This window comes from Duganella sp. Leaf61 (genome assembly GCF_001421905.1).
GTDB lineage: Bacteria > Pseudomonadota > Gammaproteobacteria > Burkholderiales > Burkholderiaceae_D > Rugamonas > Rugamonas zoogloeoides.
Genome location: NZ_LMLM01000033.1, coordinates 214397 through 239402 on the forward strand (window position 1 = coordinate 214397; position 25006 = coordinate 239402).

The 25006-nt window shown below is 64.1% G+C and carries 23 protein-coding genes; 11 read left to right on the forward strand and 12 right to left on the reverse strand.

Going from position 1 to position 25006, the window contains the following annotated elements; genetic code table 11:
* The first annotated feature begins 119 nt into the window (after positions 1-119).
* On the forward strand, positions 120-1184 hold the full coding sequence (locus ASF04_RS26085) for a sensor histidine kinase (RefSeq protein ID WP_056148472.1): 1065 nt from the start codon (positions 120-122) through the stop codon (positions 1182-1184).
* Entirely contained in the window at positions 1181-1945 is a 765-nt protein-coding gene (locus tag ASF04_RS26090) for a LytTR family DNA-binding domain-containing protein (protein ID WP_056148473.1), read from the forward strand. Before ASF04_RS26085 ends, ASF04_RS26090 begins: the two co-directional genes overlap by 4 nt.
* Positions 1946-1952: 7 nt before the next feature.
* On the opposite strand, the gene ASF04_RS26095 is transcribed toward ASF04_RS26090, so the two are convergent.
* Positions 1953-2513, reverse strand: a complete 561-nt coding sequence (locus tag ASF04_RS26095) for a thymidine kinase (protein WP_019920678.1) — start codon at positions 2511-2513, stop codon at positions 1953-1955.
* Positions 2514-2644: 131 nt separating this feature from the next.
* On the opposite strand from ASF04_RS26095, the gene ASF04_RS26100 reads away from it, so the two are divergent.
* The 3 genes from ASF04_RS26100 to ASF04_RS26110 are packed head-to-tail and all read left to right on the forward strand — an operon-like array spanning position 2645 to position 5629.
* Positions 2645-4012: a pyridoxal-phosphate dependent enzyme gene (locus ASF04_RS26100; protein WP_056148475.1), complete on the forward strand. Its 1368-nt coding sequence runs from the start codon at positions 2645-2647 to the stop codon at positions 4010-4012.
* Positions 4009-5184 carry a PLP-dependent aspartate aminotransferase family protein gene (locus ASF04_RS26105; RefSeq protein WP_056148477.1) on the forward strand — a complete coding sequence of 392 codons (1176 nt, stop codon included), beginning with the start codon at positions 4009-4011 and terminating at the stop codon, positions 5182-5184. Before ASF04_RS26100 ends, ASF04_RS26105 begins: the two co-directional genes overlap by 4 nt.
* Before the next feature lie 40 nt (positions 5185-5224).
* Positions 5225-5629 carry an HNH endonuclease gene (locus ASF04_RS26110; protein WP_056148478.1) on the forward strand — a complete coding sequence of 135 codons (405 nt, stop codon included), beginning with the start codon at positions 5225-5227 and terminating at the stop codon, positions 5627-5629.
* 19 nt (positions 5630-5648) lie between these two features.
* Here ASF04_RS26110 and ASF04_RS26115 read toward each other — a convergent pair whose 3' ends face one another.
* From ASF04_RS26115 to ASF04_RS26140, 6 genes are all read right to left on the reverse strand, one after another.
* A complete protein-coding gene (locus ASF04_RS26115; protein ID WP_056148480.1) occupies positions 5649-5939 on the reverse strand; it encodes a hypothetical protein in 291 nt (96 codons plus the stop codon).
* A 15-nt stretch (positions 5940-5954) separates the two neighbouring features.
* Entirely contained in the window at positions 5955-6314 is a 360-nt protein-coding gene (locus ASF04_RS27725; RefSeq protein WP_156368779.1) for a hypothetical protein, read from the reverse strand.
* 95 nt (positions 6315-6409) lie between these two features.
* A complete protein-coding gene (locus ASF04_RS26125; protein ID WP_056148486.1) occupies positions 6410-8101 on the reverse strand; it encodes a methyl-accepting chemotaxis protein in 1692 nt (563 codons plus the stop codon).
* Positions 8102-8426: 325 nt separating this feature from the next.
* Positions 8427-10640, reverse strand: a complete 2214-nt coding sequence (locus tag ASF04_RS26130) for an acylase (RefSeq protein WP_056148490.1) — start codon at positions 10638-10640, stop codon at positions 8427-8429.
* A 34-nt stretch (positions 10641-10674) separates the two neighbouring features.
* Positions 10675-11511 carry a hypothetical protein gene (locus ASF04_RS26135; RefSeq protein WP_019920670.1) on the reverse strand — a complete coding sequence of 279 codons (837 nt, stop codon included), beginning with the start codon at positions 11509-11511 and terminating at the stop codon, positions 10675-10677.
* Between the two features lie 248 nt (positions 11512-11759).
* Complete coding sequence (locus ASF04_RS26140; RefSeq protein WP_056148493.1) at positions 11760-12257, reverse strand: SgcJ/EcaC family oxidoreductase; 498 nt, start codon at positions 12255-12257, stop codon at positions 11760-11762.
* Positions 12258-12415: 158 nt separating this feature from the next.
* Between ASF04_RS26140 and ASF04_RS26145 the strand changes: the two genes are divergently transcribed.
* The 6 genes from ASF04_RS26145 to ASF04_RS26170 all read left to right on the forward strand — a co-directional run bounded on the left by ASF04_RS26145 (position 12416) and on the right by ASF04_RS26170 (position 19654).
* A complete protein-coding gene (locus tag ASF04_RS26145; RefSeq protein WP_056148495.1) occupies positions 12416-13180 on the forward strand; it encodes a LuxR C-terminal-related transcriptional regulator in 765 nt (254 codons plus the stop codon).
* Positions 13177-15054 carry an ATP-binding protein gene (locus ASF04_RS26150; RefSeq protein WP_056148498.1) on the forward strand — a complete coding sequence of 626 codons (1878 nt, stop codon included), beginning with the start codon at positions 13177-13179 and terminating at the stop codon, positions 15052-15054. The genes ASF04_RS26145 and ASF04_RS26150 overlap by 4 nt, the downstream gene beginning before the upstream one ends.
* The gene (locus ASF04_RS26155; RefSeq protein ID WP_019920666.1) at positions 15051-15521 is read left to right on the forward strand and encodes a response regulator; all 471 of its coding nucleotides are present in this window, start codon (positions 15051-15053) and stop codon (positions 15519-15521) included. Before ASF04_RS26150 ends, ASF04_RS26155 begins: the two co-directional genes overlap by 4 nt.
* Before the next feature lie 173 nt (positions 15522-15694).
* Positions 15695-16135, forward strand: a complete 441-nt coding sequence (locus tag ASF04_RS26160) for a hypothetical protein (RefSeq protein ID WP_019920665.1) — start codon at positions 15695-15697, stop codon at positions 16133-16135.
* 102 nt (positions 16136-16237) lie between these two features.
* Positions 16238-19285 (forward strand): polysaccharide deacetylase family protein, encoded by a 3048-nt coding sequence (locus tag ASF04_RS26165; protein WP_056148500.1) that lies wholly within the window; start codon positions 16238-16240, stop codon positions 19283-19285.
* Positions 19286-19393: 108 nt separating this feature from the next.
* Positions 19394-19654: a hypothetical protein gene (locus tag ASF04_RS26170; protein WP_056148503.1), complete on the forward strand. Its 261-nt coding sequence runs from the start codon at positions 19394-19396 to the stop codon at positions 19652-19654.
* 112 nt (positions 19655-19766) lie between these two features.
* On the opposite strand, the gene ASF04_RS26175 is transcribed toward ASF04_RS26170, so the two are convergent.
* From ASF04_RS26175 to ASF04_RS26195, 5 genes are read right to left on the reverse strand one after another with little or no spacing between them, the layout of a single operon-like run.
* A complete protein-coding gene (locus ASF04_RS26175) occupies positions 19767-20687 on the reverse strand; it encodes an HpcH/HpaI aldolase/citrate lyase family protein (protein WP_056148506.1) in 921 nt (306 codons plus the stop codon).
* On the reverse strand, positions 20680-21762 hold the full coding sequence (locus ASF04_RS26180) for a cysteine protease StiP domain-containing protein (RefSeq protein WP_056148509.1): 1083 nt from the start codon (positions 21760-21762) through the stop codon (positions 20680-20682). Before ASF04_RS26180 ends, ASF04_RS26175 begins: the two co-directional genes overlap by 8 nt.
* Positions 21759-22511, reverse strand: a complete 753-nt coding sequence (locus ASF04_RS26185; RefSeq protein ID WP_056148511.1) for an HAD family hydrolase — start codon at positions 22509-22511, stop codon at positions 21759-21761. Before ASF04_RS26185 ends, ASF04_RS26180 begins: the two co-directional genes overlap by 4 nt.
* Positions 22489-23700 (reverse strand): phosphoribosyltransferase domain-containing protein, encoded by a 1212-nt coding sequence (locus ASF04_RS26190; protein ID WP_082489030.1) that lies wholly within the window; start codon positions 23698-23700, stop codon positions 22489-22491. Before ASF04_RS26190 ends, ASF04_RS26185 begins: the two co-directional genes overlap by 23 nt.
* Positions 23700-24710, reverse strand: a complete 1011-nt coding sequence (locus ASF04_RS26195) for an ATP-grasp domain-containing protein (protein WP_307141818.1) — start codon at positions 24708-24710, stop codon at positions 23700-23702. The genes ASF04_RS26190 and ASF04_RS26195 overlap by 1 nt, the downstream gene beginning before the upstream one ends.
* Positions 24711-25006: the final 296 nt, after the last annotated feature.

A 25006-nucleotide genomic window follows, 5' to 3' on the forward strand; every position in this document is an offset into this window, starting at 1 on the left:
ATAGCCAGCCGTAGCCACGGCCTGCAAGTCCATGCCGGCATCGGTGCGACGAACGACGGAAAATCAGGGTTGAACGACGGGGGCTTGAATGGCGGCGCCATTGCGGTTATTGTGGGTCGATGACTGCCCCTGCGATTACCCGCCCCGCTCCCGCCCTGCTGCCCACCCGGCGCCAGGCGCTGGTGGTGGCCGCCATCGTGCTGCCGCTGTCGTGGCTGCTGCACAAGGCATCCGGCACCGCGTTCCTGGCAGTGCTGGCACGGATCGGTTTTGTCGGTGCCAGCTTGTTGCTGGCGTATAGCGCGGCCGGTGCGCTGCAGCCGCGCTGGCTGTCGCTGCGCGCGGCGCGGTTGCTGGCGATTATCGTCATGGCGCCGTTCGCCTCGCTTGGTTCGGCGGTGCTCACGCAAGGCTGGGGCGTGCTCACGTATTTCAACGACGTCCAAATACTCACCGGTCACATCATGATGATGGGCCTGGCGCTGCTCTTCGGGCTGACCGTGTCCCTGCTGGCCATGCGCGGCGAGCGGCTGGCCCGAGAGCGCGCCGACCGTTTGCAAGTGGAGCTGGAAAAAAACACCCTGGAGCGTGAACTGTCGGATGCACGCCTGCGCCTGTTGCAAGCGCAGATCGAACCGCACTTCCTGTTCAACACGCTGGCCAACGTGGAAGCGCTGGTGGACGCCGGCTCGCCCAATGCCGGCCCCGTGCTGCGCCACCTGATCGCCTACCTGCGCGCCGCCATGCCGCGCCTGAACGCCGCCGACGCCACCCTGGGCAGCGAGCTGCAACTGGTGCGCACCTACCTGGAACTGATGCATATGCGCATGCCGGACCGGCTGCACTTCACGGTCGCCAGCCTGCCGGCGCTCGAACCGCTGCGCTTCCCCGCCATGGCGCTGCTCACGCTGGTGGAAAACGCCGTGCGCCACGGCATCGATCCCGGCATGGCGGGCGGCCGCATCGACGTCGGCGGCGAGGCCGATACCACCACCGGCAAGGTCGTGCTGTGGGTGGCCGATACCGGCGTGGGCATGGCGGAAACGGCGCAGCCTGGCACCGGCCTCTCCAACCTGCAAGCGCGGCTGCAAGCATTGTATGGCGCCAGCGCCCGGCTCGACATCCACGAACAAGCGCCGCATGGCGTGCGCGTGGAACTGCATTTTCAACCAGGATCACCATGACCCGCACCACTGCCCTGATCGCGGACGACGAACCGCTGCTGCGCGAACGCCTGCGCGGCATGCTGGCGCGGCTATGGCCAGAGCTACATCTGGCGCCCGATGCCCGCAACGGCCCGGAAACGCTGGAGCTCGCCGCCGTGCACCGCCCCGACATCGTCTTCCTCGACATTCACATGCCCGGCCTGAACGGGATCGAGACGGCGCGCGCGCTGGGCCGGCGCGCCCACCTGGTGTTCGTGACCGCCTATGAACAATACGCAGTGCAAGCATTCGAACAAGGCGCCATCGATTACCTGGTCAAACCGGTGGACCAAGCCCGGCTGGCCGACACCGTGGCGCGGCTGCGTGCGCGCAAGCAGGCCAGCGTGGCGCTCGATATCGTGCTCGACCAGTTGGCCGAGCGCTACGCGCAGCGCGCGCCAAGCCCGGCCACGTCATGGCTGCATTGGATCAAGGCGTCGGTGGGCAACAGCGTGCGGCTAATCCCGGTGGACCAGGTGCTGTTCCTGCGCGCCGACGAGAAATACACGCTGGTGGCCTGGACGGACGGCGAAGCGCTGATTCGCAAGAGCATACGCGAACTGAGCGAGGAACTCGATCCCGCCCGCTTCGTGCAGACGCATCGCTCGGTCATCGTCAACCTGGGCAGCGTGCGTGAAGTGGTGCGCGGCGTCAACGAGACTGCCGAACTGCATCTGAAGGCGCATCCGGCCGTGCTGCCGGTCAGCCGCAACTACCTGCACCATTTTCGGCAAATGTAGCCGGCCATCAGGCCACGGTATAGAAGCAACGCGCGCACACCTGGCGGTACGCGCTGTTGCCGCCAATGAGAACCTGATCGCCTTCGCGCACCCGTACGCCGTGCTCGTCGGTGCGGATATTCATGGTCGCCTTCTTGCCGCACTTGCAGATGGTCTTGATTTCTTCGAGGCTGTCGGCCAGCGCCAGCAAGGCTGCCGAGCCGGGGAACGGATTGCCCTGAAAATCGGACCGCAGGCCAAAGCACATCACCGGCGTGTTGGTCGTGTGGACCCACCAGTGCAATTGATGAACCTGCGCGACGGTGAGGAATTGCGCCTCGTCGATCAGCACACACGCAACTTTTACATCCTGCAGCAGCGCGGCAAAGTCGGTGTCGGCACTGTAGGTGGTGGCCTCACTCTTGAGGCCGATGCGCGAGGCGATCACGCCAAAGCCGTCGCGGCCATCAAGCGCGGAGGTCAGCAGCAGTACCTCCATGCCGTTTTCCTTGTAATTGTGCGCGACTTGCAGCAGGTAGGTACTCTTGCCTGCGTTCATCGCCGAATACCTGAAGTGAAGACTAGCCATAACGTTCCAAAATAGGGTGAATCTGCAGCGCGGGGGCGCGCAAAAAAGAATGAGCGCGATTATAGACGCCATCAACCGTGCCATACAAAAAAAGGGCATACTTGCCGTTCTCTTACGCCAAGGAGACCCGGATGTCCGCACCCGCACTGTTTTCCCTGATCGGCAACACGCCACTGGTCGAGATTACCCGTCTCGACACCGGCCCCTGCCAATTGTTCCTCAAGCTCGAATCGCAAAACCCCGGCGGCTCCATCAAGGACCGCATCGGCATGGCCATGATCGAAGCGGCCGAGGCCGATGGCCGCCTGCAGCCGGGCGGCACCATCATCGAAGCCACGGCCGGCAACACCGGCCTCGGCCTGGCGCTGGTCGGACGCCTGAAAGGCTACCGCGTGCTGCTGGTCGTGCCCGACAAAATGTCCGCCGAAAAAGTATTGCACCTGAAAGCGCTGGGCGCCGAAGTGCGCACCACGCGCTCGGACGTGGGCAAGGGCCACCCCGAGTACTACCAGGATTTCGCCGCTCGCCTCGCCACCGAATTGCCGGGCGCGTGGTTTGCCGACCAGTTCAACAATCCCGTCAATCCGCTCGCCCACGAAACCACCACCGCCCCCGAAATCTGGGAGCAGATGGGCCATGACATCGACGCCATCGTGGTCGGCGTGGGTTCCTCGGGCACGCTCACCGGTCTCACCCGGTACTTCCGCCGCGTGGCGCCGCAGGTGGACTTCATCCTGGCCGATCCGGCCGGCTCCATCCTGGCCGAGTACATCGCCACCGGCCACGTCAGGGAGACGTCGGGCTCGTGGGCCGTGGAAGGCATCGGCGAGGATTTCATTCCGGCCATTGCCGACTTCGGCGGCGTCAGGCAGGCTTATACGATCACCGACCAGCAAAGTTTCGACACCGCGCGCACCCTGTTGCGCGAGGAAGGCATCGCTGGCGGCTCGTCCACCGGCACCCTGCTCGCGGCAGCCCTGCAATACTGCCGCGCGCAAACGGTGCCGAAACGCGTGGTCAGTTTCGTCTGCGACACCGGCACCCGCTACCTGTCCAAGGTCTATAACGACGGCTGGATGCAGGACCAGGGCCTGATCGAACATGCGCCCGAGCGCGACTTGCGCGACCTGATCGGGCGCCGCTACGACGCCGGCCAGGTCGTCAGCGTGACCCCCGATGACTCGCTGCTGATCGCCTTCAACCGCATGCGCGCCGCCGACCTGGCGCAGTTGCCGGTGATTGCCGGCGGCAAGCTGGCCGGCATCATCGACGAATCGGACCTGCTGCTGGCGGTCGATACGCACCCCGAACGCTTTGCCCGCACCGTGGGCGACACCATGACGCGCCGGCTCGACATCCTTCACCCGCAGGCCGACCTGCACGCACTACGCGCCGTGCTCGACAGCGGCCTCACCGCCGTCGTGGCCGATGGCGATATTTTTTACGGCCTGATCACGCGCTTCGACCTGCTCAACCACCTGCGAAGGAAGCTCTCTTGAACGACCATCTCAAGCAGGCGCTGGCCACCCGCGTGATCCACGCCGGCCAGGCGCCCGACCCTTCCACCGGCGCCATCATGCCGCCGATTTACGCCACCTCCACGTACGTCCAGGAAAGCCCGGGCGTGCACAAGGGTCTCGACTACGGCCGCTCGCACAACCCCACGCGCTGGGCGCTCGAACGCTGCGTGGCCGACCTCGAAGGCGGCGCCCAGGCGTACGCGTTTGCCTCGGGCCTGGCAGCGATTTCCACCGTGCTCGAACTGCTCGACGCCGGGTCTCACATCGTTGCCGGCGACGATATGTACGGCGGCACGTACCGGCTGTTCGAACGGGTGCGCCGGCGCAGCAGCGGCCACGATTTTACCTACGTGGACCTCACCGACCCGGCCAACCTGCTGGCCGCGCTGCGCCCGGAAACCAGAATGGTATGGGTCGAAACCCCGACCAATCCGATGCTCAAGCTGGTCGACCTCGGAGCGATTGCGGCCATTTGCCGCGAGCGCGGCATCATTGCCGTGGCCGACAACACTTTCGCCAGCCCGCTGGTGCAGCGCCCGCTCGAACACGGCTTCGACATCGTGGTCCACTCCGCCACCAAGTACCTGAACGGCCACTCCGACGTAATCGGCGGCATCGCCATCGTCGGCGGCGCGCCGCACCAGCAAGGCTGGCGCGAGCAACTCGGCTTCCTGCAAAACTCGGTCGGGGCGATCGCCGGACCGTTCGACAGCTTTTTGATACTGCGCGGGGTCAAAACGCTGGCAATCCGCATGGAGCGCCATTGCCGCAGCGCGCTGGAACTGGCCACCTGGCTCGAACAGCAGCCCGAAGTGCGGCGCGTATTCTATCCGGGCCTGACTTCGCACCCGCAGCACGCGCTGGCGCAGCGACAAATGGACGGTTACGGCGGCATCATCTCGATCGACCTGGACACCGACCTGGCCGGTGCGCGGCGTTTTCTCGAGCATTGCCAGGTATTTGCGCTGGCCGAAAGCCTGGGCGGCGTGGAGAGCCTGATCGAGCATCCGGCGCTGATGACCCACGCCAGCATCCCGCCCGAACAGCGCGCGCAGCTCGGCATCGGCGACGGTCTGATACGGTTGTCGGTTGGAATCGAAGATATAGGGGATTTAAAGGCCGATATTCGGCGCTCGCTCGATGCGATATAGCTGCTAGTATCGCCCCATCACCACAACCACACCCACCAAGATGGAAATCGTCTTCATTATCGCCGGCGTCCTGGCCCTCGGGGTGCTGTACTCGATCACCGTGGCCAGCGCCAAGCCCATCCCCGGCAGTGGCATGTACAAGATCTCGCGCGACGGCCGGGTGCTGATGTGCGCCGGGCCCAAGGTGAGCGCGGTACGCCCCACCCTGTACCCGGACGGCTTGCGCGTCAAGCTGCGCGGCGGCAACCGAACCGGCGAGTTCTACGTGCACGAACTGGTGGCCGAAGTGTACCTGCCCAACCCCAAGCGTTACACCAGCGTGCGCCACAAGGACGGCAACGTACGCAACAACAATATCGACAACCTGGAGCTGGTGGCCGGCGTGCCGGAGGTGGAGCCGCCGCTATTGACGAGAGAAGAGTCGGAGAATCTGATCCAGACCTGATACGAGCAGCAAAGATAACTTAGCGCTGCAGCAGATCTCTCTGCTCGCATTGTTCGCCATAGCGCAATGCGACCTTCATCGCGACGTTTTGCATACGGCCGCCCAATACGGCTTTCTGATGCCACACAGGATGCCGGTCAACGACTTTCTTGGCTTGTCCCAGCGACAGCCCGAAGGCAGCGCGGGTTACCCTGATAGCCAAAATGACAGACGCACGCGATTGGCACAGGTAGCGCTGCGCCTCTTCCGGCGTGGCAAACGCCATGCGTTTGATATCCGCAAGCAAATATTCATAGGTGGGAGTGTTCATATGGCCTCCTTATCATCACAACCTAACACAAATTTTGTGGCCAGGGCGTGCGGACGAACTATTGGATACGCGTTCCCCCATAATTTGCACATGGGCGTAGCCGTATTGTCGCGCCAAATACCGCAAGTCGCGCATCGCTTCCAGAAATGCAACGGTCGAGGAGCCTACCGGGTAAATCATGTCGTCCAGCGGGTAGATCGCAACGTCGAACAGTGCCAGCGTGCCGGACTGTGGATCAAGCACAAGTTCGGCAGCAAGTTGTACGACGCCGTATGGCAGTTCAAGATCGACTTCAAACCAATTGTCTACATCTTGCTGCCAGCGCAAGAACGCGCTGACAAGACTGTCCGCAATGGCATCAAGATATCTGGGCACGTGACCTCCTGAAAGAACTCTCAGGAGTCACGGTAGTAGCGGTGGCCAGTTCGATATGTAGTCAGCGCAAACGAATCGCTGTTAAATGGCGTTGTTTAAAACTCTTCCCACTCGTTCGCTTCTTCCTTGGCTGGCGCCGGCTTGCGGACCGGTGCTGATGCTGATGCGGCAGGCTTGGCTGCTGCCGGCAAACGCGCAGGTGCTGCCGCCGGCTTGGCGGTGGTGCGTGCCGGGGCGGCCTGAGCCATGCCGTCAAGCTTGAACACGCTCACCACCTGCGACAGTCCGGCCGCCTGGTCCTGCATCGCTTCGGCGGCGGCCGAGGCTTCTTCCACCAGCGCGGCATTTTGCTGGGTGACCTGGTCCATCTCGGTGATGGCCTGGTTGACCTGCTCGATGCCGGCGCTCTGCTCGGCACTGGCGCTGGTGATCTCGGCCATGATGCTGGTCACCTGGCCGATGCCCTGGACGATTTCGTTCATGGTGTGACCGGCCTGGTCCACCAGCGCCGAGCCGGCTTCCACCTTGTGCACCGAGTCGTCGATCAAGACCTTGATTTCCTTGGCCGCAGCCGCCGAGCGCTGGGCCAGGTTGCGCACTTCCGACGCCACGACCGCGAAGCCACGGCCCTGCTCGCCCGCGCGGGCCGCTTCCACGGCCGCGTTCAGCGCCAGGATATTGGTCTGGAACGCAATGCCGTCGATGACCGAGATGATATCGACGATCTCGCGCGACGATTCGTTGATCGAACCCATGGTATCGACCACGTCGGCCACCACCGCGCCGCCCCGGTTGGCAACGCCGGCAGCGTCCTGCGCCAGGCGGTTGGCTTCGCGCGCGTTGTCGGCATTCTGGCGCACCGTGGCGGTCAGCTCTTCCATCGATGAGGCAGTTTCTTCCAGCGAACTGGCTTGCTGCTCGGTGCGGCTCGACAAGTCCTGGTTGCCGGCCGCGATTTCGGCCGAGGCAGTAGCCATGGTGTCGGTGCCGCTGCACACCTGGGCCACGATGGTGACCAGGTTGTCGTTCATCGTCTTCAACGCCTGCATCAGGCGGCCGGTCTCGTCGCGGCTATCGACCACGATCACGCTGGTGAGGTCGCCGGCGGACACGGTCTCGGCCACTTGCAGTGCGCGGTTGATCGGACCGGTGATCGAGCGCGTGATGTAAAGTGCAAAGCCCACGCCCAGCGCCAGCGCAAGCAGGCCCAGCACGATGATGACGTTGCGGGTGGAGACCGACAGGTCCAGCACGTTGCTGGCAATGCCGTTGGCAGCAGCCACTTGCAGCGTTTGCAGCTTGTTCACTTCGGCCAGGTAGGCGGCAGCCTTGGGAACCAGGCCGGTATCGTAGGCAATCTTGCCCTGCGCCAGGTCGCCGGCGGTCTTGAGTTGAAAGACCAGCTTGCGCGCTTCGATATAAGCGGTGCGCGCGAGCAGCACCTGGTCGAACTGGGCCCGTACGCCGGGGTTGCGGATGCTCTTGTTGATCTCTTCCTGTACCTCGCCCGCGCGGGCGGACGCGGCGGCAATGCCGGCCTCGTAGTTTTTTTGATCTTCCGCGTCACTGGCCTGCCAGGCGGCGGAAGAACGGACCGCATTGATTTCGATGACCTTGGCCCACTCCGCCACCAGGCGCTGGTTCTTGTAACTGGTGTTGATGAGCCGGTCCGTGAGCGCCGTGCCTTCCTGCATGCGCAGGACCGCGATCGCGGTAGTGACCGCCAGGAGCAGCAATACGATGCCGAAACCGATGCCCAGGCGGACGCCGATATTAAGATTTTTCATGGAGTGTGCCTTGCCAAAGTGAGTGAAAGCCAGTGGAATTGCCCTTGAGCATTCCTATAGATATCACTATATCAGCGGAAATTAATATTTCTTATATAGAATATTAATGCTGATAAACAGGCAAAATTCGGCTGTGACACAATCCGAGGTGGCGCCACGCAAGCTCGAACAGTTATCTAAAAACCACGCACCCAAGCAGGATAAGGCTTTAGCGGCTGTCAGCAGTGATGAGGCTATATTTCCATGAAGACATATTGATTACGATATCAATATTGGAATTCATCGCAAAAAAATATTTAACAACGTTGCATATGACCAACAATTATTACTGGCCAGGGTGATACCGGCGCTCGGCGTTGCGCTCCACGTCTTCGCGATAAAACAGCACTTCCTTGAACTCTCCCCTGGCAAACATCCCGGCCTGATCGGCAAAATGCGGCGACGCGGGATCGCCGCTCTGGCCGCCCACCAGGATGCTGCGCGCCTTCAGGCGCGGGCCGAACTCCACCACGGCGACAAAGCTGTTGCCGCGTTCGCCGTAGATGCGCTTGGTGGTTTGTCTAGAGGTCATGCCGTAGGCCGCCAGCGCGCCCCAGTTGGCCGACGCGTACGGAATCGGCAGGCTGGGCTTGCTGTCGTCGAACGGCTGCACCAGGTCGCCGGTGCGGCGCTGGAAGCGGTTGATCTCGCCCCACGCGGTTTGCCAGGTGCCGAAGTCGGCCGTCAGCTTGTCCGACGCCCGCACCAGCCCCTCCAGGCGCTGGCGCGGCGTCAGCGCGGCCTCGATGTAATCGAGCACCAGCACGTCCCGGGCCTTGGCGGCCGGACCGAAAGCGGCTGTCAGATCCTGCGCCCAGTAAATCGCCAGCGAGGTCGGGACCGACTCCAGTGTGTAGCGCATATCCCAGCCGCGCAGCGCGGCGATTTGCGGCGCCAATGACGCGATCAGCGGGTCGCCGGCCGGCAACGCATCGTACGCCGCGAACAGTTGGGGCAGCAGCGGCTCGAACGCCGGCAACTGGTTGTCGTAGGCGGCCGCGATCAGGCTGTCGATGGTGAAGTCCTTGCGGTTTTCCATCACTCGCACGGCGTGGATGCCGCGCGGATTTTCCGGATTCATCGACATGTACGCCGGATAGTCGCTGGCCTTGGGGCTGTACGGGCCGGCCGCCGTGTAGGGCCAGTTGTTGGTGTTATAGATCCAGCCGTTTTTCGGGTTGAACAACGTGATGGTTTCCTTCACCGCGTGCAAACCCTGCCATTCGGTGGCCGGATCGCTGCCATCGACCGGGTGCCTGAAGTCGATTTTCGGGTTGCGGCGCGGGATGAAATTGCCGTGGAAATAGGCGATATTGCCATCCGCATCCGCATACACGGTGTTGTTCGAGGAATTGGTACGCAATTCCATCGATTGATAGAATTCCTTGTAGTTGCGCGCCTTGGTGCGCAGGAACGATTGCGTCAGCGCCTTCAGCGGCTCGTTCATCAGCTTGACCGCAACCCACTTGCCGTCTTTGGCGCGCACGATGGGCCCGTGGTGGCTGTAGTACACCTTGACCGTCTTGCTGGCCATGCCGCTGGCGGTCTTGTAAGGCAGGGCGATATCGACCGCACGCAATGGCCGCTGCTCGTTGCCGTACTGGTAGAAATATTGTCCATCGCGGTCGATGATGGTTTCCAGGTATTCGTCGATGACATCGCCGCCGCCCGACGTGTGCATCCAGCCCACCCGGTCGTTAAAACCCTGGTACACGAAGAACTGGCCCCAGGTCACGGCGCCGTAGGCATTGAGCCCCTGGCGGCTGTGCACCTGCACTTCGGGGCGGAAGTAGAACGACGTGTGCGGGTTGATCATCAACAGCGCGTGACCGTTTTTGGTGATCGCCGGCGCAATGGCAAAGCCGTTGGAGCCGCCCGGCTCGTGATCGAGGTCGCTCCCCTGCTCCGCCATCAAAATCGGCGCCATCAACGGGTGGGCGCCATGCGCATACAAGGCTTCGAGTTGCTTGATATCGATGGTTTCGATGTCGCCGCCGATGCTGCCCTCGCTGAAGGCCAGCGCCATCCACGGCTCGAAACGGGTGATCAGGTCGGGTTTGACCTCGGGATGCGTGGCCAGGTAGTAATTCAGGCCGTCGGCAAAGGCCACCATCAGCTTTTTGAGCCAGGCGGGACTTTGCCGGTACTGGGCCTTGAGAAAGTCCGGGTTGATGAACAGCTTCATCCGCAGGTCGCGGTACAGCTCGGCCTCGCCTTCGACTTCGGCCAGGCGGCCCAGGGCGTTGATGTAATTGCGTTCGACGCGGCGGAAATCGTCCTCGGCCTGGGCGTACAGCAGGCCAAAGACGGCGTCGGCGTCGTTGTTGCCATACACGTGGGGGATGCCCCACTTGTCGCGCACGATGGTCACGCGCTTGGCCTGGGCCTGCATGCGGGCCAGTTCGGCGCCGGCCAAGGGAACCGGCGCCGCCGTGGCCGCCAGCGCTGCATTGAGGGGAACAAAACAAAGCAAGGCCAGCGTGGCGCGCCATCGTTGCATCGACAAACTCCGGATTAACAGTTCAACCTAGGGATCAGCTCGATGCGAGTTCGGAAATGCGCCGCTGCAACGCGGTAATTTCCTCGAGCAGCGCCGCGTTCTTTTCGCGCAGCGCCGCGTTTTCACGGCGCAGCTCGTCCGCTTCGGTGGGATTGCGATTGTAATCGCGCTCACCGTCCTCGCGCGCACCCTTGGCTTCCTTCGGTGGCTTGCCGGCCGTGCGCAGTTCGCGCACTTCCTTGGCGGCCTTTTGCAGTTCCTTCTTGCCGCCGGCAACAGCGGCAATCTGCGCATCTTCCGGCAGCGACGCCACGGTGGCGGCAGCATTGATGGAAATCGTGCCCGAACGCACGGCTTCCACCAGTTCCGGCGTGGCGGTCTTCTGGATTTTTTCGATCTGGCTGATGGTGGCGCTCGACAGGCGCGCGGCGCGGGCAATGTCTTCGCGCGAGGTCAGCGGCATGGCGGCAGGCTTGGGCTTGGCTTCGCCGTCCGGTGGTGCGATGGCCGCGTCTTCTGCAGCGGCCTCAGCAGCCAGTTCCAGCGCGCGGGCGCGGACGATTTCCTTCTTGCGCAGGGCGAGCACGCCGCGCTGGTAGTCGGAAATGCTGCGGCGCCCCAGGTTATTGTCGATCATCCACAGTTTGACGTCGTCGAGGTCGCGGAAGCTGGTGTTTTCCACGGCCTTGAACGGGATGCCGTGTTCCTGGCAGATTTGATAACGGTTATGGCCGTCCACCAGGGTGTCCTGCCACAGGACCAGCGCGTCGCGGCAGCCTTCGGCCAGCACGCTGCGCTCGAGCGCCATGTACTCGGCCTCGGTCAGCGGCTCGATGTAGGCCCGCAACACGTCGTTAATTTTGATTTGCATGGTTTTCCTTGAAGTACCGGCGGCGGCAGGCAAAATGCGCCCACCCGCTGCGCCACCCGACATGCTACACCATCCGGACGGCGCAACAAAAAGTGGCTTCAAGATTGAAAATTTACAAATGGTGCAGTGCAGCTAAGATTGGCTTAAGAATCGCTATTTATCATCGTCAGCAGTCAAACATGCTTTCTCCAGCTATTGACCAAAAGCCCCGGGTAGTTGCTGCTACTGCGGGGCTTTTTCCGTTTTTGTTACTTGGCCGCGATCACTTCCGGCATCGCCGAGGAGTGGTGGTTCAGGATTTTCCATTCGCCGCCGACCTTCTTGTACACATAGGTGTAACGCGCCTGCACATCACGCGGCTTGCCATCGACCGTCACCCGGAACGTGTACACACCGGTATCCAGTGCCGAATCGTTGCCCAGCATGCGGATCTGGCGCATGTTGATGGTGCCGACCGGCTTCATCTTGAGGAATTTGACGAAATAGTCCTCGATCGCGGCCGGGGTGGTGCGCACCTCGTTCGACACGGTGGGCTCGAGCACCGCGTCGCTGGCGTACAGGCTCGCTACCTTGGCCGGGTTGCCGGTGGCCAGGGTCGCATTCCATTTGTCGAACAGGGCGGCAATTTCCGCTTCCTGGGCGTTGACCGGGGCGGTGACGACGCCGCTGTAGAACTTCGGCGCGATGTCGGCGACTGCGAAGGTGGTCGAGGCGGCGAGGGCGAGGGCGATCAGGACTCTTTTCATTATGTGCTCCATGTAGTTGAGGATCATCGGCAGCAAGTGACTGCCAATGAAGTCAGTATCGCGGACCGGAGCCGTTGAAAAATCTGCCGGCCGGGGGTTGCGGCATATGCCGGGTGGCATATAATCCGCCATTCCACACATGAAACTGGTTGTATGCAATGAGCTCTCCTTCCCCTGCCGATAGCGCCCACACCGTCCGCACCCGTTATCGCCAGAGCGAAAGCAGCGCTGCACGCTGGCGCCTGCTCACCGACGCCGCCGGCGCGCTGGCCCGGGATGGCGTGCGCCCCGCCGCGCTCGCCACGGTGCTGGCCAAGACCCTGGCCTTCCTCTCGCTCGACGATGGCTTGCTGCTGGTACTCAAGGACGATGCCCTGCACGTGGCGGCCAGCCACGGCAATGTGCCGCCGGTGGGGGCGCGCGTGGCGCATGCCATGGCCCTGCACACGGTCTTGCAGCCGGGGCCGGTGGCGCCGCTGGTGCGGCAAGACGTCCCCAGCGGGCTGCGCATCGGCCGCGAGCAGCGCACCGGCCTCGAAGTGCTGGTGCCGCTCTGCTTGGACGGCAAGCATCGCGGCATGCTGGCCCTGCTCTGCGCCACGGCCGCGCCGCCGCCCCACCCCGACGATTTGCTCACGCTGCAAGCGGTGGCGACGCTGCTGGGCGCGGCGCTGGCCAACAGCCGGGCGGCGCCGCGCGTGGGTGCCACCGAGGCGGCCGCCATCCTCAAGTCGCTGACCCCGCGCGAATTGCAAATCCTCGCCCTGCTGCCGCAAGGCTGGACCAACGCCGCCATGGGCGAACACCTGGGCATTGCCGCCGGCACCGTCAAGGTGCACGTGGAACGCATCCTGCACAAGCTGGACCTGAACGACCGCACCCAGGCTGCCGTGCGTGCAGCCGACCTCGGGCTCGGATCATGAGCGCGCTCGCAAGGCTGAACCCGCGTCACTGGTCGCTTGGCTTCAAGGGCGGGGCGATCATTGTCGCTTCGCTGGCCCTGCTGGTGGGCTCGGCCGCCACCAGCTACACGCTCGAGCGCAATACCGCTGCCGCCACCGCCGACATGCTGCGCACCATGCAGGCCCAGGCCGATATCCAGCGCCTGCACACCCAGATCGCCGAAGCCGCCACCGGCGTGCGCGGCTACCTGCTCACCGGCCGCGACGATTTCCTGGTGCCATACCACATCGCTGCCGAACAATTGCCGGCCACCTTGGCCAGCCTGCAGGCGCGCGCCGTCGATCCCGAACAGCTGGCCAGCCTGGCGCGCATCACGCCGCTGCTGCGCAAGAAGCTCGCCAGCCTGAACCTGATGCGCGGGCAGCGCAACGCCAGCACGGCGGAGTTGCAGGAACACCTGCTCAGCAGCAAGCAGATCCTCGACCAGTTACGCACCGAAATCGGCGTGATGAACCTGCGCGAGGCCGCGCTGGTCGAGCAGCGCACATTGACCTTGCAACAGGCATCGAACCGCAACCTGTGGATGGCCATGATCGTGATCGGCGCCGGCATGGCCGGCGCGATGGCAACGCTCACGTTTACCCTGGGGCTGGTGCGGCGCGTGCGCCTGGCCGCCGAAAACGCCGAGCGCCTGTCGAACGATCTGCCGCTCAAGCCCACGCCGTCCACCACCGACGAGCTGGGCCAGCTGGCCGACCGCCTGCACCAGGCCAGCGTGCTGCTGGCCGGCCGCGCCTCGGCCGCGCAAGCGGCCAGCCGCGCCAAGACCGAGTTTTTGGCGCGCACCAGCCACGAGCTGCGCACCCCGCTCAACGCCATCCTCGGCTATGCGCAACTGCTGGAAGCGGGCCTGCGCGAACCGCGCGAACGCGAACATGCGGAACACATCCGCCAGGCCGGCCAGCACCTGCTGTCCTTGATCAACGAGGTGCTCGACATCGGCCGCATCGAGGCCGGCAAGCTCACCCTGGCATGCGTGCCGGTGGCGCTGGCGCCGCTGCTCGACGAGGCGATGATGCTGATGGCGCCGCTGGCGCGCCAGCGCGGCGTGCTGCTGCGCCACGACCACGCCGGCATCGAGGTGGCCGTGCTGGCCGACCGCCAGCGGCTGCTGCAGGCGCTGCTCAACCTGCTGTCGAACGCCATCAAGTACGGCCCGCGCGACGGCATCGTGGCGCTGCACCTGGCGCCCGGCGACGAGCTGGCCGCCATCCACATCGACGACAATGGCCCCGGCATCACGCCGTCACTGCGCACGCGCCTGTTTGCACCGTTCGACCGCCTCGGCGCCGAACGCGGCAAGACCGAGGGCGCCGGCCTGGGCCTGGCGGTCTCGAAAGCGCTGATGCAGGCCATGGGTGGCGACGTCATCCTGCACGACAGACCGGGGCCCGGCAGCCGCTTCACCCTGACCTTGCCGCTGGCGACCAACGCCGGGGCCACCGACGAGGCCGACCAACAGGAACCGGCAGACCAGCCAGCGCCCGCTGCCGCCGTACCGGCCACCAGCGCCAGCACCCACCACCTGCTGTGCGTGGAAGCGGACCCCGCCACGCGCACCTTGGTGGCCACGCTGGCCCAGCGCCGGCCGCACTGGCGCGTGACCACCGTGGCCGACGCCGCAGCAGGCCTGGCCGTGGCGCAGGCCGAACAGCCCGACCTGGTGCTGCTGGCAGCCAACCTGGCCGACGCCAAGTGGCTGGCCCTGCCAGGCACCGTGGTGCTATTGGGCAGCGACGCCAATCATGACATTGCACACTTTGCACACCTGGCCAAACCACTCGATATCCCGGCGTTCTTCGCCCTGCTCGATTCTCACGGAAAATCTACATGATGGAAAATCAAGTACTCGCTTCACGCATCCTGATCATCGACGACCAGCCCGCCAATTTGCGGCTGCTGGAAGACATGTTCATCGCCGAAGGCCTGACCCACGTGGTCGGCACCACCGACGCCCGCACCGCGCTCGACCTGTACACCGCCTTCGATCCCGACCTGATCGTGCTCGACCTGATGATGCCGGACCTCGATGGCTATGCCGTGCTCGAACGCCTCAAGCGCCGCGGCGATCCCTACGATTTCCGCCCGGTGCTGGTGATCACCGCCGACGCCACTGCCGAAGCCAAGCGCCGCGCCCTGTCACTGGGCGCCAAGGACTTTCTTACCAAGCCGTTCGATACGCTGGAGGCGATGTTGCGCGTGTGGAATTTGCTGGAAACCCGGGTCCTGTACAAGCGCCTGCAAGCGCTGGCGCCACAGCAGGAACTGGCGCCGCAAAGCTACCGGGGCCGCCTGCCCTGAGCGCATCCCTGGCAGAGCTGCATCATGCTGCGTCGCAATATTATTTTTGCCATTGCGCACGTTTGAACCGGCTTGCTAGGAAATCCTGTGCTATTCTTGCTCTATAAACATCGCCCAGGCAGCTTACGGGTGGTTTGGTGCGATGCGCCAAACAGTTCACTTAGCGAGGTTATATGGCGCAATCACATAGTTACTCATACGCAGGCCACTACATCGTCTGCACGCCCAAACGCACGGCGGACAACGGCTATTACGCCTGTTTCCGCATCTATCGCGGCGCGTCCTCCGCCGGCGACGTGGTCTATGAACAATCGTATCCACTGGCGGAATTCGGCACCGTGGACGGCGCCAACCGCTACGCGGCCGAAATGGCGTCGTACTGGCTCGACCAGTGGCCGATCAAGGGCTCCTTTACCCGCAAGCGCGACGGCCGCGCCATCAGCTACCTGGGCACGTACAGCGTGGGCCACGGCGCCGACTGGAACGCCCGCGTGTATTGCGACGGCAACCTGATGGCCACGCCGGGCGGTGCCTTCCAATACGACATCCTGCGCGATCCGAATATCTACCAGGCAGCCGAACACGTGATCCGGGCCTCGATCGAACGCGAATAAAGCGGCGCGCACGCACGGCGCTGATTATTTCCGGCGCCGGCGCGCCGCTGGCGCGGCGCTTCGATTACGATGCGGTTGCCTCCGACTTCGCTATCGCCCGCCATGACCTTCGCCCGTGCCACCGCAGTTCCTTCACTGCTAGCTCCACTGCTGGCCGCCCTGCTGTTTTCCGGCGCCGCCTGCGCCCAGCGCTTCGACGTTGCCGTCACCGTCGATGACCTGCCCGCCCACGGCCTATTGCCGCCCCGCATGACCCGGATGGACATCGTGGACGCGCACCTGCAAACCTTCAAGCAACATGGCGTGACCGAAGCGTTCGGCTTCGTCAACGCCGGCAAGCTGGCCCGGTCCGCCGACGACGCCAAGGTGCTCGATGCCTGGCGCGCCGCCGGCCACCCGCTCGGCAACCATACCGCTACCCACCTGGGCCTGTCGCAGGCGCCGTCGCTGGCGGCCTGGCAAGCCGACGTGGAGGCTGGCGAAGCTGCCGTGGCGCAGCGCATGCAAGGTGCCGACTGGCGCTACCTGCGCCTGCCGTTCCTCGATGGCGGCGGCGCCCGCGGGCCAGCCGCGCTGGCCTGGCTGCGCGAACGCGGCTACCGCGTGGCCGATGTCAGCATCTCGTTCGACGACTGGGCCTATACCGACGCCTACGCGCGCTGCGTGGCCAGCGGCGACCAGGCCGCGATCACGACCATGAAAAGCCAGTACCTGGCGGCGGTCGAGCGCGCCATCGCCAGGATGCAGGCCGACTCGCAGCGCGTGTATGGCCGCGTGATCCCGCAAGTACTGCTCACGCACCTGGGCGGCTGGAGCGCGGCGACCCTGCCCGACGTGCTGCAACGGCTCGATGCGGCCGGCGCCCGCTACGTGTCGCTGCAACAGGCGCAATCCGATCCTGCCTACGCCGAGCCGGGCGGCGGCACCGTGATCGAACGCACGGCGCGCCGCCAGGGCATCAAGCTCGACGCCGAGCCGCCGATGGCCGACCGCATCGATCCCGGAACCCTGTGCCGCCAGCCGGCCGAACAAACCATTACCCTCGACGGCACCGCCGGCGGGCCGCGCTTCGACGGCATCGGCATTGTCGAAGGCGGGGGTGGCACCGGCGTGCTGCTCAAGGACTACCCGGAGCCGCAGCGCAGCGAAATCCTCGACCTGGTGTTCACGCCGAAATTCGGCGCGTCGGTCAGCGCCCTGTACGTGGAAATTCCCGGCGACGGCAACGCCACCCAGGGCTCGATGCCGAGCCATATGCACGCCCGCGACGACCTGAACTACGAACGCGGCTACCTGTGGTGGGAAATGCGCGAGGCCAGGCGCCGCAATCCGAAACTTACGCTCGACGGCGCCGCCTGGAGCGCGCCCGGCTGGCTGGGCCGGCAAGGCCAACTGTTCGAGCAGAGCACGGGCGATTATTACAAGGGCGATGCGCGGTTCTTCTCGCAGGATACGGCCAACTACTACGTCAGCTGGCTCAAGGGCTTGCGCAACGTGTACGGCATGGAGTTCGACGCCATCGGCATCCGCAACGAGAAAGGCGCCAGCTACGGTTTCGCCAAGGCGCTGCGCGCCACGCTCAATGCCAACGATTTCGGCAGGGTCAAGCTGCAAGGTTTCGACAACTGGCCCGATCCATGGAAATTCCGCTTTGTCGATGACATGGCCCGGGATGCGCAACTGCGCGACGCCATCGACGTCATCGGCGCCCACATCAACCCGCCCAAGTCGGTGGTGCCGGTCGAGGTGCAACAAAAGGCGGCCGCCATGGGCAAGCCGATCTGGAACACCGAGCAGCACGTGTACAAGGCCGGCTACGACGGCCTGATCAGCATGGTCCAGTCCTTCAATGAAAACTACGTGCGCAGCGGCGTGACCAAGGTGGTCAATTGGTACGGCATTGCCGGCCTGTACACGATGCAGGCCTATTCGGGCGAAAAAGAGGCGATGGTGCGCGCCAACTGGCCGTGGAGCGGCCACTACCGCGTCAACCCGGTATTGTGGGGCTATGCCCATTACGGCCAGTTCACCGAGACGGGTTGGACCTACCTGCAGGGCGGCAGCGGCGACCTGGCCGGCGGCGGCACCTTCGTCACCCTGGCCTCGCCCGAGCGCGACTACAGCGTGATCATCGAAACCAAGGACGCGCCCGCTGCACAGAAGATGCGCCTGAACGTCAAAGGCTTGAAGGATGGCGACCTGGCCGTGTGGCGCACCACCGAGCAAGAACATTTTGTACGCCAGGCCGACGCCGTGGTGCGCGACGGCGTGGCGACGCTCACGCTCGAACCGCACGCCGTGTATTCACTAACCACCACGCGCGGCCAGCAAAAAGGCGGCGTGGCCGACGTGCCGACGCTGGCATCGTTCCCGTTCCCTTACCGCGAAACGTTTGAACACTATCCACAGCCGGCCACCTGGGGCCACCAGCCGCGCTACCTGGCCGACATCGCCGGTTCCTTCGAGCTGGCGCGCTGCCCGGCCCGCACCGGCACCTGTCTGCGCCAGAGTGCGCCGACTCCCACCATCTCGTGGGCGCCCGACTGGCAGCCCTATTCGATCATCGGCGGCGACGCCTGGCGCGACTACGAAGCGAGCGTGGACGTGTACCTGCAAGCGGACGAATCGGCCGCTGTCATGGGCCGCATCAACCATGCCGGCACCGGCTATGGCTTCATCCCGAAAGGCTACTTCCTGCAACTGGGACATGATGGCGCGTTGCGGCTGGTGGCCATCCGCGGCAAGAAAGACAAGAAAAAGGCGGTCGGCGACGCCGAGCAGCAGGCCTTGATCCGCGCCATGAACGACCCGTCCGAGGGCGGCGAAAAGGAACTGGCCGCCGGCCGCGTGGCAGGCGTGAAGGCAGGCCAATGGCATACGCTGACCCTGCGCTTTGCCGGCAACCGGATTACCGGGCTGGTCGATGGCAAGCAGCAGCTTGCCGCCACCGACGAACTGTACGGCGCCGGCATGGCCGGCATCCTGGCCGGGGCGCATAAAGACAAGGATGAAGACAAGCTGAGCATGGCCTGGTTCGACAACCTGGTCGTCAAGGCAGCCGCTGGCAAGCTACCGGCGCCATCAACGGCGATGGCAGGCCAGCAGCCGCTGTATCCGGCTCAAAAGTCTATGCCATCAGGAAAGAAGTGATACAGGCGACCGCTGAATAGTCCTACAAACAAGCCGCAAGCGCGCCGATAGCGCACGGGCTGAGGAATGCATAAACTGTAGTTCGATTGTCACCAAAAGGAGCTCGACATGAAACAGCATCACGCACCAGCCAAGTTTATTTTCGCCTTGATCCTGACCGCCGCCGCTGTTACCGGTTGCAAGAAGCAGGAAGTTGATCCGCCGGCACCTGAAGTTGTAGCGCCACCGGCCAATACGGCACCGACCGGCTCGCCACCAGTTGACAACACCATGCCACCGCCAGCAACCACGCCACCGGCTGATGGCACCACGACCACGCCACCGGGCGGCACCACGCCAGACCCGGCAGCACCGCCGCCAGCGCGTTAAGCCTGGCGTGATGCCTGGCCGTCACCCTCTAGCGAGTGACGGCCAGGCTGCATGTTCGATTGACCTCAGGGGATAGCCACCCCTGCCCCAGCTTCACCTTCTTACTATCTTCTCAGCTATCCGAATTTGGCGCCAGGCTGTTGTCGGGATACGTCCCGAAATGATTGGCTTGCTGCAGCACCGTCTGCGCCCACGCGCGATGCGTGGCCACTTCGCACATCGAATTCCCCATCTTGAATACCGCCGGACTATCTTCGTCCATGATCCGCACCGCCGCTGCCACGTCGATCGGCTGGACCCGGTAATGCATTTCGATCAGCGGCAGCTGGTACGGATGGATTGCCGTTTTGCCCACCAGTCCGTGCGCCAGGTCTTCCTGCACTTCCATGTCGAGCAAGGCATCCTGGTCCAGGTGTTCGAACACGGGCGCCGTCAGGCGAAAGCCATACGGTGCGAACGTGGTGACCAGGCGCGCGATCACCGATCCCAGCGGGGTGCGGTAAATTGTCATGTTGCGAGGACGGCGAATGCCCAGCAGCGCCAGTAAATCGTTGCCGCCGATGCGCAGCGCCAGGATGCGTCCCACCACGCCCGGCGCGCGCAGCAGTTCGCGGAACGCCACCATCTCGCGCTCGTCGAATACCTCCGCCGTCTCCAGCGTGGGCATCAGCATGTGCCCGGTCTGGCGTACTAGCTTGAAGTAGGCATCGAAATTGTCGCGCGTGGCTTTCGGGATCACGAAGCCGGTCAGGTGTTCGGAACCCTTCATGGCCAGCACGCGTTCGAGCACCTCGGGATTGCGTACCCGCACGAAGCGGTCGAGCAAGCCTACCGGGTCCATGTTTTCCAGCATCACCGACAGGTTGAACAGCGCATAACTGAGCTCGCGGTCGGCCACCGCATCCTCGGTGCAAAAGATCACCGAGCGCAGCTTCGGCAATTTGATACCGTTGGCAATTTCCAGCAGATCCTTGTGGGTGGTCGGTACGTATAACGACGCGCCCATCGGCTTGTTCACCGTCCAATTAGCCATCCAAAGCACTCCTGATAAGGGATACCGCCTGGTAAGGCAGCGATTGATCGATGATGACCGGCACATTTTTTTCCTGTGCCAGCAAGGTCAGGTGACGCACGTCTGCGCTGGCCGGATCGCGGACCAGCAGCAGGCGCGGCACGCGGCGCAGCAACACTCGCGTGGCCTCGCCGATGCCCGGTTTGATCAGGTTGACGTCGACCACGCCGTATTCCTGTTGCAGCTGCGCCAGGCAGGCGCGCGAGGTGGCGGCGGCCGCTGCGCGGTCCAGCGCCGCATGCGGCAAGTCTGCCCCATCCAGCGCCAGCGCGGCGGCGGTCACCGCATCGACAAACTGGCGCGAGCGGTCGTGCGGCGCGAACGCTTCGTAATAGACGCAACCGTGCAACTGGTCCGGCGCGCCCACCACGGTGCGGCTCACCAGTCCGGACACGGTGGCATTCAGGATGCTCGACGGGATCAGGTAGTCGGCCTCGCTGGCGGCGCAAGCGGCCGAGCCGGCCAGGTCCGACAGCACGTACAGGCCGCTGTCGATGGCGGTGCCATGTTCGTCATTGAAGCGCGCCACCGAGTGCGCCAGCTCGCGCGAAATCACGCCCTTGCCGGTCCAGCCGTCGATAAATACGACGGACTCGGACGCATGGTGCTGCACGATCTGGCGCAGCGCCACGGCGTCGATGCCGCGATCGCGCGCGATCGAGACCGAATAATGCACGGCCCCGCGCCCGAACCTTTGCTCGAGCAGGCGCTTGGCGATCACGCCGACCGGCGTGCCGGCCCGCGCCAGCGACACCACGGTGACGTCCCCTGCACGGCGGTCGGCGATCATGCCGGCCAGCGCCAGGCAATCGCGCGCCATCTGCGCAAGGTTGGCCGCGCACGCGTCCTCGAATACCTGCAAGTAACGCCCGGACGGCAGCGATTCGGGCGACAGCATCTCGCTGTAATGCTTGCGGCCGGACTGGATCAGCGCTTCCTTGTCGGCCACGCTGGTGAACTGCTGCGCCGGCAACTGGCGCAGCAAAAACTGCACGTCGCCAGCCTGGTAGCTGCCGGAAAAAGGAGCGTCGGTCATAGCGCCGCCACCGTCAACGCCGCCAGTTGGGTGTTGCTGGGGATGATGGCGTAATCGCAGGCGGCCATGAAGCGGGCGTCGGACTTGCTGTCGCCCATGCCCAGGGTCAGGATCTCGCCATGCTCGGCGCGCAGCAGGCGCGTGACATATTCCACCGCCACCGCCTTGTCGAGCGTGCGCGGCAGTACGGCCAGGTTGTTGCCGTTGCGGTGGACATAAAAACCGCTGCCGGCGCCACTTAGCCACGGCGCCAGCGCTTCGTGTTCGATCGGCGCCAGGCGCTCGGCCTGCTTGTCCACGTCCTTGATCAAGGTGTAATACGGCACGCCGCCGTCTTCGACCACCCGTGCGCGCGAGGCCAGCCCCTGCTCTTCGCACCAGGCGTTGATGACGGTTGCCGCCTGGTTCAGGCCGGGCAGCGCGATCGTCATGTCGGTGCGCATCTGCGCCAGCCATGCCGGGTCCGGCTGATTGTCTGGTCCGAGGATCAGGCCGCCGAAGTTGAGAATCTTGTAGCTGTTAAAAGGCAGATCGACCCGGCCGAACGCATCGAGGTGGCGCGCGGTGGCCGGGATCAGCGTGGTGGCCGGGTCCATCAGCGCCAGAAAGGCGCGCTGGCGCGCAGTCGTGTACGAACACACCGACTGGTCCGAGTAATAGGCGGCCGGGCGCAGCTCGGCCTGGCTGGCGCATTTGCCCAGGGTACTGAACAAGGTATCGTCCAGGTCAACGAACAGGAATTTCTTCAACCAGCTTCTCCGACTTGAAATGGAACAGGCGCGCGCCCAGCTTGCCAGCGAGCTCGTGCAACGCTGCCGTGGGCGGCGTTTCGTGGCAGACCAGCACGTGGTCGTACTGGCCGGGCGCGACGTTGTAGATGAAATTGGCCACGCCTTCGCCATAGTTGTCGGGGAACGTCACCGCGCTGGCCACCGCGCCCCACACCAGGATCGGTGAGCGGGTGGTCGATTGCACCACCACGTCGGCGCCCATCTCTTCCAGCGCCCGGCCCAGCAGGTAAGCGGGATGCATGAACTCGCCGGTGCCAAGCACCAGCACGCGCTGACCCAGCTGCACCTGGTCAAGCAGGCCGGCCGCCAGGGCCGGCGGCAACGCCAGCGCATGGTCCACCGCCAGCCTGCCAAATGCGGCGCTGGCACCACGGTCGGCGCTGGCGTCATAGCGCTGGGCCGGTGCGGCGCCGGTGTCCAGCTGGCCGGCCTCGAACGCGAACGCGCCTTCGAGCGCGGCACTGTGGGTCACCGGCACGCCGAAGCGGCCCAGCAATTGACTGGTGCCCTGCTCGCCCATGAAATTGGTAATCGTCACCAGGTGCACATGCTCGATGGCGGGCGCCACTGCGCGGCAGGCGGCGGCCAGGTTGACAAAGGTGTTGCCGGTGCTGGCCTCGTCATCGACCAGCACGATCGACCGCGCCTGGGCAAACTTGGCGGCCAGCGCAGGATCGTCGGGCATGTGCAGGAACTGGCGCGGCGCGTGGCTGTGCGCTTCCTCGAATTCGATCAGCGGGCCGCCGCCCACGCGGTAGCGCGTGGTGTGCAGGAACAGCGCCTCGCGGTCGGCGTCTTCATCGAGCCAGGCCTCGAACACCCCCTGCCCCAGGCCCACGGCGGTTTCCGCCATGGCAATGAACAGTACCGGTCCCGGCAAATCGAGCGGCAAATCGCGCGCCAGCGACTGGTGCAGGCCGCGCATGGCGCTCGGACGCACCGGCCAGTGCTTGCCCAGCACCTTGCTCACGAACAGGAAACCGCGCTTGGCGTTGGCGCGCGCGGCAAAACCCACCAGCGCGTCAAGCGGATAAGCGCCAGCGCGCGCGGAGACGGTGAGCTTGCCGGTTGGCAGATCCACCACCCGCAAGTTATCGCCGTCCTGGCCGGCAAAGGCCATGGCCAGGTTTTCAGCCAGCCGCTTCATCACAGCTCCATGGCGATCGAGACTTCGGTTACGCGCGCGCCATTGCGCACCGGTGCGATCTCGACGTGTTCGAAACCGCGATCGAAGCCGGCCAGCGCGATATACGGCAAATTCGGCCCGGCCGCGCACGCCATGCTGATGCCACCCGACATGCGCGGATTGATTTCCAGCAGGCGCGGCTGATCGCCGGTTTCGCGGAACTGCACATTGAAGCAGCCGTTCAAACCGTAATGTTCGGACAGCGTGGCGCACGCGGCCAGGATGTCGGCATGCATGTCGACGCGCTGGCCGGTGGCCGACGACGATTGCGGCTTTTTGCGCGGTACCGCAACGACCAGCTTGCCATTGTCGCCCACGCAATCGACACTGTACTCGCGCCCTTCCAGATATTCCATGACCAGCATGGTGCGAAACTCGGGCAGCAGCGCCAGACCGGCACGTAAATCGGCCAGGCCGATGGTGTATTGCACACCGGCGATCAGCAACTCGGCGCAGCTGCGCTGCTCGTCGATCAGGGCAAAGCCGAGGCCGTAAATCGATTGCGATGGTTTGAGACACAGCTTGCTGTAGCGGCCACGCAGCTCGGCGTAGGCGGCATCAAACTCGGCCAGGGTGTGGACGGCAATTGCTTCCGGTGGTGGCGCCTGCGGGCACTGGACCGTGGCGTAGAAACGGGCCTTGTCATGCAATAGTTGCAAGGTGTCGGCAGAACCTGCCGACAGCACGCGCACGCCGATCTCGGCAAAACGCTCGCCGGCTGCCGTGATCAGGCGTGCCTCTTTACCGGTGACAAAGATATCGACCGCGTGCTGGCGGCAGAACGCCAGGCACCATTCGACGTATTCGTCACCCTTGAGACCGGCCGGTTCCAGTTCGAACTGGTGCGCAACCTGGCCGGCAGTGGCCGGCGCGACGTGCGAGTAAATCAGGTGATAACGTTGCTCCCGGTCCGCTTCGCGGATCAGGCTGATGGCGGTATACACCGACGAAAACGCACGATTGAACCACACCCGTTGCACCGACGCTGCCAAAACTGATTCACTGACCACTTGCACTCCCTATTTTTAATTGTCCACTCCCTCACGGCCAGCGATGGCAACGACAGCCGCGCCAACAGTATCCGGCTTGAAATTAAGGGAAACTTAATCTTAGCAGTCTTGTCTGACGTTACGACGACAAAGCACGCGAATTTGCACGCGCAGCATTTATTTTCCAAATTACATGATTTTACTGAGCTATGCCCTAGTCGAAAGATTGAAAAGTGGCTAAGCTTTGAGGTTGCACACGATTGATAAAAACGTAGATT